This window comes from Pedobacter sp. 01T416_2 (genome assembly GCF_056398925.1).
On sequence record NZ_JBFTQI010000129.1, the window covers coordinates 1 to 9,922 of the forward strand.

At 38.5% G+C, this 9,922-nt stretch carries 11 protein-coding genes, 1 tRNA gene and 1 pseudogene; 7 read left to right on the top strand and 6 right to left on the bottom strand.

From position 1 onward, the window contains the following. Both AC1DPQ_RS07800 and AC1DPQ_RS07805 read left to right on the top strand, forming a co-directional pair. Positions 1-225, top strand: a pseudogene (locus tag AC1DPQ_RS07800) (LTA synthase family protein); the annotation flags it as partial. Between the two features lie 11 nt (positions 226-236). After that, the gene (locus AC1DPQ_RS07805; protein ID WP_477584477.1) at positions 237-602 is read left to right on the top strand and encodes a helix-turn-helix domain-containing protein; all 366 of its coding nucleotides are present in this window, start codon (positions 237-239) and stop codon (positions 600-602) included. 257 nt (positions 603-859) lie between these two features. Here the strand turns inward: AC1DPQ_RS07805 and AC1DPQ_RS07810 are convergent, their stop codons facing one another. Next, entirely contained in the window at positions 860-1,354 is a 495-nt protein-coding gene (locus tag AC1DPQ_RS07810) for an SRPBCC family protein (protein ID WP_477584475.1), read from the bottom strand. A gap of 180 nt (positions 1,355-1,534) precedes the next feature. Here AC1DPQ_RS07810 and AC1DPQ_RS07815 point away from each other — a divergent pair, with 180 nt between their 5' ends. Next, positions 1,535-2,515, top strand: coding sequence for a GlxA family transcriptional regulator (locus AC1DPQ_RS07815; protein WP_477584473.1), 981 nt, complete (start codon positions 1,535-1,537; stop codon positions 2,513-2,515). Positions 2,516-3,007: 492 nt separating this feature from the next. Here AC1DPQ_RS07815 and AC1DPQ_RS07820 read toward each other — a convergent pair whose 3' ends face one another. Next, positions 3,008-3,766 carry a class I SAM-dependent methyltransferase gene (locus AC1DPQ_RS07820; RefSeq protein WP_477584471.1) on the bottom strand — a complete coding sequence of 253 codons (759 nt, stop codon included), beginning with the start codon at positions 3,764-3,766 and terminating at the stop codon, positions 3,008-3,010. A gap of 59 nt (positions 3,767-3,825) precedes the next feature. Between AC1DPQ_RS07820 and AC1DPQ_RS07825 the strand changes: the two genes are divergently transcribed. After that, a complete protein-coding gene (locus AC1DPQ_RS07825; protein WP_477608684.1) occupies positions 3,826-4,623 on the top strand; it encodes an AraC family transcriptional regulator in 798 nt (265 codons plus the stop codon). 599 nt (positions 4,624-5,222) lie between these two features. Here AC1DPQ_RS07825 and AC1DPQ_RS07830 read toward each other — a convergent pair. The 3 genes from AC1DPQ_RS07830 to AC1DPQ_RS07840 all read right to left on the bottom strand — a co-directional run bounded on the left by AC1DPQ_RS07830 (position 5,223) and on the right by AC1DPQ_RS07840 (position 6,609). Continuing rightward, positions 5,223-5,768, bottom strand: a complete 546-nt coding sequence (locus AC1DPQ_RS07830; protein WP_477585461.1) for an SRPBCC family protein — start codon at positions 5,766-5,768, stop codon at positions 5,223-5,225. Between the two features lie 84 nt (positions 5,769-5,852). Continuing rightward, positions 5,853-6,176 carry an ArsR/SmtB family transcription factor gene (locus AC1DPQ_RS07835; protein WP_133777490.1) on the bottom strand — a complete coding sequence of 108 codons (324 nt, stop codon included), beginning with the start codon at positions 6,174-6,176 and terminating at the stop codon, positions 5,853-5,855. Further along, positions 6,157-6,609: an SRPBCC family protein gene (locus AC1DPQ_RS07840; protein WP_477585463.1), complete on the bottom strand. Its 453-nt coding sequence runs from the start codon at positions 6,607-6,609 to the stop codon at positions 6,157-6,159. Before AC1DPQ_RS07840 ends, AC1DPQ_RS07835 begins: the two co-directional genes overlap by 20 nt. Before the next feature lie 302 nt (positions 6,610-6,911). On the opposite strand from AC1DPQ_RS07840, the gene AC1DPQ_RS07845 reads away from it, so the two are divergent. Together AC1DPQ_RS07845 and AC1DPQ_RS07850 are read left to right on the top strand one after the other, a co-directional pair. Continuing rightward, a complete protein-coding gene (locus AC1DPQ_RS07845; RefSeq protein ID WP_477608686.1) occupies positions 6,912-7,490 on the top strand; it encodes a Crp/Fnr family transcriptional regulator in 579 nt (192 codons plus the stop codon). 81 nt (positions 7,491-7,571) lie between these two features. After that, positions 7,572-8,297, top strand: coding sequence for a hypothetical protein (locus AC1DPQ_RS07850; RefSeq protein ID WP_477585467.1), 726 nt, complete (start codon positions 7,572-7,574; stop codon positions 8,295-8,297). Between the two features lie 93 nt (positions 8,298-8,390). Here AC1DPQ_RS07850 and AC1DPQ_RS07855 read toward each other — a convergent pair. Next, positions 8,391-8,466, bottom strand: a tRNA-Lys gene (locus AC1DPQ_RS07855). A gap of 344 nt (positions 8,467-8,810) precedes the next feature. On the opposite strand from AC1DPQ_RS07855, the gene AC1DPQ_RS07860 reads away from it, so the two are divergent. Further along, positions 8,811-9,922: sulfatase-like hydrolase/transferase (locus AC1DPQ_RS07860; protein ID WP_477608687.1), on the top strand; the 1,112-nt coding region annotated here is incomplete at its 3' end.

Genomic DNA, 9,922 nt, shown 5'->3' on the forward strand with positions numbered 1-9,922 from the left:
TTTATAAGCACCTACCAGAGCTTAGGCTACATTAAAAACAATAAGCTGGTTATTCTCGATCCGAATAAAAAAGCAACTACTTACAAACCCGATTTTACTAACGGAAATGCTATAGCCATACCAGCAGATCAGAAATTGATTAATGAGGCTATATCCAATTACCAAATGGCATCGTACCTCTACCAAAATGGCTTGTACGGTTTTGAGACTAAAAAGAAACCCTAGTAAATTTAATCATGGGCATAAATATTGGCTTATTGGTCTGGAAAGAGATGAAGGCAAAATCGATGAGTAGAGATCAACTTGCCGAGAAAATAAGTGTTAGCAAACACCGGGTAGATACTTTACTTAAATCGGCCTCGGTAGATACCAATTTATTAACAAGGATCTCTATTGCGCTTGGTATTAATTTTTTCGAATACTACCGTAAAGATGAAGACCTGGCTCAATTTGAAATCGATATCCTTGCCCAAAGTGATGAGGAGCTTAATGAGCTTAAAAATTTAATCAAAGAAAAAAATAAATTGCTCGAACTTTACGAAGAAACCATTAAAAGCCAAAAGAAGATTATTGGCACACTAGAAAATCTTCGGAAACACTAACAATAAATTTAATTTAGCTTTTAACTGCAGTAAGTTCAGTTTTAATGAACTTGCTGCAGATATTTAACCCTAGTTCGATTAATATTTACTCGTTGTGATCAATTTTAGTCTCTTTTTCCTAACGCGATCGTCATGCTGAACTTGTTTCAGCATCTTTCCTGCTAGATAGACCCTGAAATAAATTCAGGGTGACGATGGTGAGTTGAAAATATCTATAGAGGATCTTTAAAAGCATGTTATTAATCGAGTTCAGGTTATCAGGCTTCCAGTTTCCACTTTTTTGCCAATTCAGTATTAAAACCATCAGTTTCTTTTGGATTTGGCTCTCCCTTTCCTGTGGTAATCAACTTATACAAGCTTTCTTTTATATAGTTAGTCCAGGCTTCCCTGCAAATTTCATAACATTCGTACTGCGGCACCAAGCCCTCGTGCGTAAAAGTTACAGCGGTTTGTTCGCCTTTTTTAGTAATATCAAAAACCAACTTCGTACCAATCCATTCGCTTTTATCGGTTGTAAACTTAAAATAGTTATCCAATATCAGCCATACTACTTTTTGATTTGGAATCATTTCTACCAATTTCATTTTACAGTAATGAATATCTCTATAATGATAAACGGATTCGGCGTTAATGATATCGGTAGCTCCTTCAATGGCTTCCGACCACCATCCGCTAACATTGGTAATTGCATTAAATACTTCATTCGGGCTTTGATCTACCAAAATGGTGGCTGTAAAATCTTGTTTTTCCATGGTTATGCTGTTGTTTAATTTAAGATTGATTAGAACAAAACAAAGTTAACCGCAATATGCGATACAAGCAGGGTGTAAAATAGACATTGTAGCGGGTTGATTTGGACAGCTTTAAGTTTTATCTTTACTATATAAAATTAGCAGATTGATGCTAAACCAACATGATGTAAAACCATTAAGATGAAACACATTACCATTCTTGTGCCCGACGGACCGAACAACTTAAGTAGTATTGTTGGTTCTTACAAAATACTAAGCAGGGCTAATGCCTATTGGCAGGAAAACGGCAAAACACAGTTATTCAAAATTGAGTTGGCAGGTATTTCCAAAGCCGTCGATTTTTATGATGGTTTGTTTTCGGTGAAACCGCACAGGCATATTTCAACTATCACCAAAACCGACCTTGTGATTATCCCTTCTTTAAATCACAACTACCAACAGGCAATGGAAGGGAACAAAGAACTAATCGAATGGATTGCCGCGCAATATAAAAATGGCGCCGAAATAGCGAGTGTTTGCACTGGTGCATATTTACTGGCATCAACTGGTTTATTAGATGGCAAAACCTGTTCTACACACTGGATTGTGGCTGATAATTTCAGTAAAATGTTCCCAAAAGTAAATTTACAACCCGATAAACTGATTACAGACGAAAATGGCATTTATACCAATGGAGGGGCGTATTCATTCTTAAATCTCCTGCTGTATCTGGTTGAAAAATACTTCGACAGGCAAACCGCCATTTTCTGTTCAAAGGTTTTCCAGATTGAAATGGACAGGCAAAGCCAATCGACCTTTATTATTTTTAAAGGACAAAAACTGCATGGCGACGATATGGTAAAGGAAGCTCAATTGTATATCGAAAACCACCTCCAGCAAAAAATATCTGTAGAAGATTTATCAACCAGGTTTGCAGTTGGCAGGAGAAGTTTTGACAGAAGATTTATCAAGGCAACGGGAAATACGCCAATAGAATACTTACAACGCGCTAAAATTGAATCGGCCAAGAAAGCCCTGGAAACCAGCAGAAAAACCGTTAACGAAGTAATGTATGAGGTTGGTTATACAGATGTAAAGGCTTTTAGAGAGGTATTTCGCAAAATTACAGGAGTATCTCCACTGGAATATCGAAATCGGTACAACAAGGAAATGGTAATGTAAAATCATCAGGTAATACGCTCCTGCTGCCTGATGATTAATCTGTATTTTACTAATCCTTGAAAAATTATGCCTGAACAGTCCGTTGATATAGGTAAACTTTTGGATATTGGTCCATAATCGGTAACCTTCTAGTTTTTCAGTTTTAGAAAGTTACGAATAAAAGTGTTATTGATAATGGTACAAATGCAAAAAGCCTCACATTTCTATGAGGCTTTTCGTGAACCTCACTGACATTTTCTCGAACCACTTTGTGTCAGATTTAAAACGTATAATTAATTTGGCTGATGAATTAGATGACAAGTAATGAAAGTTCTCTAGTAGAGTTTTTTGTGATTTCACTACTATGGTATATTACAAAGCATGTTTCAAAAATTAGACGCCTTGGTTTTCACCCCAAACAAAATAGCCATACTATATTTAAATGATGTTTTACGATTTTAATGCGTTTGCCCTTGTAAGGTTTGAAGAAACCTTTTTTATATCTAATGTTTATTATAACTTGTTTCCTGCTAAAATATAAACTGGATAAAATAGGCTGAATCGTTCTTCAATTTGTGTAACGGCTATTCCTAATTGATCTTTTTCCACATCTCCCATAATCATATGCTTAAGAGCGTTTTCGTTCGTAGGAAAAGACGCGTGAAGTTGTTGTTCCAAGTCTATTTCCATTTTGTAATTATCTCCACGTATATTTTTTAGTCCGCTTGTCTCAAAGAGTTCCTTAAACTGAGGAATGGAAAGCACCGCTACATGTGAAGGATCTCTTAATTTTTCCATTTGGTCGTACTTCAAAGTGCAAGCTTCAGGAACTGCAACATCTGTAACCATAACAGCGCCACCAGGTCTACAAACTCGGATCATTTCTCTTAATACTGCTTCAGGATCAATAAAGTGATGAAAACTAAACCGTGTAACGACAACTGAAAAAGTGTTATCAGGAAATGGCAGCGCATCCGCTTCACCTATCACCCATTCAACATTGACGATCTCTTGCTGCTGTTGGCATTTCTTGGCTTCCCTAAGCATTTCCTCAGTGATATCAACTCCTGTTACATGAAGAGCCTGTTTTGCAAATGCGAGAGAAACAATCCCGGAGCCACAGGCAACATCCAAAACGCTTTCTTCTGTTTTTGGTGATACAATTTTGATTAACTTATCTAAAGCATCACTGTGAGATGCAATAGCCGTATAACCGGCAGCTTGATTTGTAAACTGAGCTATAATCTGTTTTTTATGATCTTCCTTATTCATAATTATTTTTTTTGTAAATCTCAATCATTTCATTGTGTCATAATATCTATATTTAGACAATGAATAATAATTATCGGACAGTTATTGATATTGACCTTGGTTTTGAGGTAAACCCCAACAGGCCATTTTCCATATACTGGGAAAAGGTTTCTAATGCAAGATGTATGGCGGCTCATAGCCACCCGAGAGCGCAGCTGATTTATTGTGACACAGGAATAATGGAAATAACTGCTGGTAAACAGATGTGGATGGTAAATCCACTACAGGGTATCTGGATTCCGGGGAATGTTGAACATCAGGTTTTTTTTTCCGAAAATGCGAACATTAACACCATTTTTATTGATCCTTCACTTACAGAAAATTTACCAGATAGTAGTTTTGCGTTTGATATGAGCCCATTTTTCAAAAACTTAGTATTGAAAATCATGTCTGTCAAAGATCAGACTAACCTTTCTATCCAGCAGCAGAGGATTACAGCGGTATTATTAGACGAGCTTATGGTTATTGGGCCAAGTTTAACGTTTTTACCACTGAGCACTGAACCAAGGTTACGAGCCATACTTGAAGAAATTCAGAAGGATTTGAGTTATAGGCTCCCTATTGAGTATTTTGCCAATAACGCGGGTATGAGTAGCCGCACCTTATCCAGGTTGTTTCTAAAAGAACTTGGTATAACTTTTAGTGATTGGCGAACAAGAACCAGGCTGCTGGAAGCGATTAAGAGACTTGAAAACAAACAAGCAGTGAAAGAGATCGCCTTTGAAACTGGTTATGAAAACGCCAGTTCATTTATCTATACTTTTAAAAAATATTTCGGCAAGACACCAGGAAATTATTGGAGTTTGGGATTAATTTAGCATATATATAATGGCTGATACAATATTGGCCCACCAGATGAATTCCGAAGATGAAACAACGGTTAAGCGCAGCCCTGAAACTATGCAGCGCATATTAAGGAGTTTCTGAAAATATATGGTAATTTTTCTTTTGAAGTTACGGAGTTAATGGCAGAGAATGATAAAAATAGATCGGCTTGGTTTTGAAAAGCAGCTACAATCTAAATAGAGGTGAGCATAACATTGTTTAGATAACTATTGAAAAAATGAAAATCATTAACAATTCCAGCCTGCCGATATCTGTGCAAATAATTAATTGTGAAAATTGCCTTTTGTAGGTAATAAAGATTGGCGACACCAGTTTGTCGAAATCAAAGTCCCAGAACAGAACCTTAGGAAGGTCTGTATAGTTTCATTTTTATGATCCCATAGGGTTGACCTTACATACATCGAACACAAAATCTGCGTTTATAGCATTTCAGGCGACACTGCAAATTATTATAAAAACAGAAAACCATCTTTAAGATAAATAAAGATGGTTTTTGAATTTCTGTGATCCCGCTGGGATTCGAACCTAATTCAAAGATCAGCGTTTCTGGACTTTCGTCTTATCAGGATTTTTAATGTTTGATCTTCCATTTATCTGCTAACTCGGCATTAAAACCATCAGCATCTTTAGGGTTAGGTTTTCCCTTGCCGGTAGTAATTAAACTGTATAAGCTATTGTTAATATAGTTCCCCCAGGCATCGTGGCAAACTTTGTAACATTCATATTCTGGCACTAAGCCTTGATGAGTGAATTTTACCTTTGTTTTCGCTCCTTCTGTAGAAATATCGAAGATGAGTTTAGTACCGATCCATTCCGTTTTATCCTTTGTAAAACTGAACTGATTGTCCAGAACCTCATAAACCAATTTTTTATACTGGACCATTTCTATGAGTTTAATTTTGCATATATGGACGTCCTTATAGTGATAGACGAATACTTCACCCAGCTTATCTGTCTGGCCTTCTATTTCTTCAGACCACCAGCTGCGAAAGTTGCTGATAGCCTCGAAAGCTACTTTTGGGTTCTGCTCCACTAAAATGGAGGCTGTGTAATCTTGCTTTTCCATATCTTTCTGTTTTAAATGGGTTACTTTAACCTGATACTTTGTTTCGGTCATTTGCTTTGAGCAATTGTTCCAGTTTGAGAGCAATAGTGTCGTCAAAAGGACGGCTGTCAAATTTGATGCAATCATTTATTGTCTTTAGTTAGGTAATTTATTATTTAATAAGGTTTCCAATTTTTTCAGTTTCGATGTCCAGAACTCATCAAAGTAGTTCAGCCAGGCCTGCAATTCTTCAAAACCGTCCTTTTTCAGCGTGCAATAGCGTTCCCGGCCCAGGTCCTGAATAGAAATAAATCCGGCAGTTTCCAATATCTTGACATGCTTGGATACCGCTGGGCGGCTCATATCGAAATTATCGGCCAGGCTGTTGATGGTCAAACTATTCTCCGAAAGGAGCATCAGCATTTTCCGCCGGCTCGGGTCTCCGATCACCTGGAAGGTATCAAGCGTTGGTATGGCCATGTGGTTCTGTATTTAAAAGTTTTTCGATTTTTTGGAATTTCTCCAGCCAGCCATGCAGCAGGCCATGGTACATATCCAGATTTTCTGCCTTATCGAAGCCACGGTGGTCCAGAAATACTTCGGTGCCGTTGTTCCTGGGTTCGAGCCTCCAGGTCACAACAGATTCAAGCGTGATTGTGCCCTCACCAGGGCCGCAATTCCAGGAATAGCTTAGTGTTTTTAGAGGTTGAATATCCAGCACCTTGCAATAAAAAATGCCGTCAAAATTCAGGCTGGCTATGCTGCCGGTCCGGAACTGAAATTCATGGCCTAAAACAGGCTGAAAATCATTTTTCATGAGCCATTGTGCCATGAGATCGGAATTGGTTAAATACTCCCAAACCGTTTCAAGGGGATGGGCGAAGAAATACTGGTGTTTAATAACTTTTGCCATAATGAGTAACTTAAGAGTTACTCAAATATATAGGTAACTTCTGAGTTACGCAAATTTAATTTCTATTTTTTTTAGATCGGAATCGTCAGGCAGTCTATTTTCCCACAAGACAATAGCAAAAACACCATTAACAAACAGCTAGAGGAGACAGCCGCCTTCCTGGTTTCTGAAAATAGGGTAGCTTTCAATAGCCATGTTGTCGATTTAGATTGTGGAAAACTAAATTTATTATAATACATTTATTGGGCGGAATCCGGTAAAGCAGGACTATCCACAATACTGCCATTCTTTTTTAGTAAATGATGAAAGAAAATTTAATTCAGTTTATTCAGCAGGTATTGCCCATGAGCACCTCCAGGGCTGAGTTGGTCGTGGCGAAATTTAAACCTGTGAAAATTGAAAAGAACGGATATTTTTTGAAAGCAGATTCGGTTTGCAACGCATCTCATTTTATGGAAAAAGGCATTGCCCGGTCTTATACCTACGATCTCGAAGGCAACCAGGTTACAACCGCGTTCTATCCGGCAAACACTTATGCAAGTGACCTGCTGTCCTTTTTTAAAAGAACGCCTGCCAAAGAATATATCCAGGCCATCACCGATTGTGAAACCTGGTCCATTACTTACGAAGATATGCAGGCCAGTTTCCATGCCATCCCGGAATTTCGTGAATTCGGACGGTTGAATATTGTCAACCAATACAGCCTGCTTAAAGAAAGAATGTTATCGAATTTGCAGGAAACAGCCGACCAACGCTACAGCGATCTGATTCATTCTCATCCGGAAATCCTTCAACATGTCCCCTTAAAATATATTGCCTCTTACCTGGGGATTGCCGATACTTCCTTAAGCAGAATAAGAAAAGAGGCGGTAAAAAAATAGCCTGTTTCATTTCCTGTCCTATGTCAAGTGGAATTTAAGTTAATTGCCCTTTCTTTGCTTTCATATTAATCGGCAACTCAAATGGCAAATTTCATTTCAGGCGCGCCCATTTTGGTGATCGTGCTATTCATCGCAAGTTTTCTTTATTCCATTGCATTCCTCACAAAACGGGTAAAACAGGCAGCTTTAGATGCTGGATTGACGCTGCCTAAATCCAGGAATATACAGTTCTGTATTTTTGGTTTTTATATGCTTTATCTGGCTTATGTTTCCGTACTTGCTTTAAAGGGTATACTTGATGTTAATTCTTTACCGCCTAAAGTGATGGTTTGGGCGGGTATGCCCCTATTGTTCATTTTATTCGGATTCATTGGAAATACTGGCTTAGTCAAGACATTACTTCACTCAATTAAACTGGAGTCCCTGATCGCGATCCATATATTCAGGCTGGTCGGAGTATTTTTTATCATCCTTTATGGCAATCATTTACTTCCTGCCGAATTTGCTTTTTCAGCCGGGCTGGGAGACATCATTACCGCGCTTTTGACCCTACCGGTGGCAAGGATGGCCTCCAAACAAAAACCAGGGTGGAAAACCGCCGTTTATGCCTGGAATATCTTCGGCATGCTGGACATTATCAACCTGCTGGTGATCGCGGTGATCACCGGTGCGAATGGGAATCTCCGGGAAATGGCGATATTTCCGTTCGTTTGGTTCCCCGCATTTGCGCCAGCTACCATTTTGTTCTTACACACCTTAGTCTTCAGAAAATTACAACAGCCCAAAGGTGATATTCATGGGAATTAGTTGGTGATTTTTATTGATTTTCCTGATATGCTTTTTGTAGAAAACCCGTTTAAAGGATATTTTTAACAGAAAAGGCGCAATCTCTTGCGCCTTTGGTGATCCCGCTGGGATTCGAACCCAGGACCACTACATTAAAAGTGTAATGCTCTACCAGCTGAGCTACGGAATCATTTTGTCCCTTTCGAGGCTGCGAAGTTAGAAATTAAATTCATTCCCGCAAAGAACAAAGTCAATCTATTTAATAAAAACTTAACATTAACTAAATAAAAAACAGTTAAACATTTAGGGTTCACAGGGTTAAGCACCTTAAAAAAATATCTTTTTTCTTTCTTTTCATCTGCTTTGTTGTAAAAGCCGACAAATAAGTTAAAATAGCCTTCGTGTAGTTATCCAAATATTATTTCACGCTGCTATAAACGCAGTGATGCAGCAAACGTTTGCGCAACAATTTAGAATTAAAGTCTACCAAAAAAATCTATTTTTATTGTAGATTCTAGCCAAACAAATACTTCCATGAAAAAATCTGCATTCATCATCATCTTGTTAAATATTAACTTTTTTGCATTCGCTCAAAAAACAACCACACCGGCACGCCCAAATATTATTGTTTTCCTGGTGGATGACATGGGTATCATGGATACTTCGTTACCGTTTTGCGACAGCATTATGCCATTGAACAAACGTTACCATACACCAAATATGGAGCGCATGGCAAAAGACGGGATGAAGTTTGTTAATGCTTATGCCCAACCTGTATGTACTCCTACAAGAGTAAGCCTAATGACAGGTATGAATGCCGCTCGTACACATGTTACCAATTGGACTTCGCCTCAAAAAAACAACAATACCGATGAAAAAGATGAGCAATTCTCACCTTTAAGTTGGAATATCAATGGTTTTAGTCCCGATTCGGATATAGAAAAGGCTGTTAAAGCGACTCCTTTCCCAAAACTGCTAAGGGATGCTGGTTATTATACTATACATGTAGGGAAAGCGCATTGGGGCTCGATGGGAACGCCTGGAGCCAACCCTTATAACCTTGGCTTTATGGTTAACATTGCCGGGCATGCGGCAGGCCATCCGCAAAGCTATCTTGCTGAACAACGTTATGGCAACATGCCTGGGAAAGCGCAGGCACAGGCAGTACCCGATTTAGAGGAATATTACGATTCTGACACTTTTTTAACAGAAGCACTAACCATTGAAGCAAAAAAAGCCCTTACCATTCCAATAGCCAGAAAAGAACCCTTCTATCTTAATATGGCCCACTATGCTGTTCATGCACCCATTATGGCCGATAAAAGATTTGTGCAAAAATATTACGATGCAGGTTTAGACAGTACTGAAGCCAAATATGCCAGTTTAGTAGAAGGAATGGATAAAAGTTTGGGTGATATCATGGATTTCCTGAAAGCAAAAGGTATGGATAAAAACACGATGATCATTTTCATGAGCGATAACGGCGGTTTAGATGCACACCAAAGAGGAGGTCCTGTAAACACACACAATTATCCTTTCAAATCGGGTAAGGGCTCTGTTTACGAAGGTGGTGTACGCGAGCCAATGATTGTAAAATGGCCCCTTGCCGTTCCTGCTAACTCGGTGAATCGAAACCCGGTAATTAT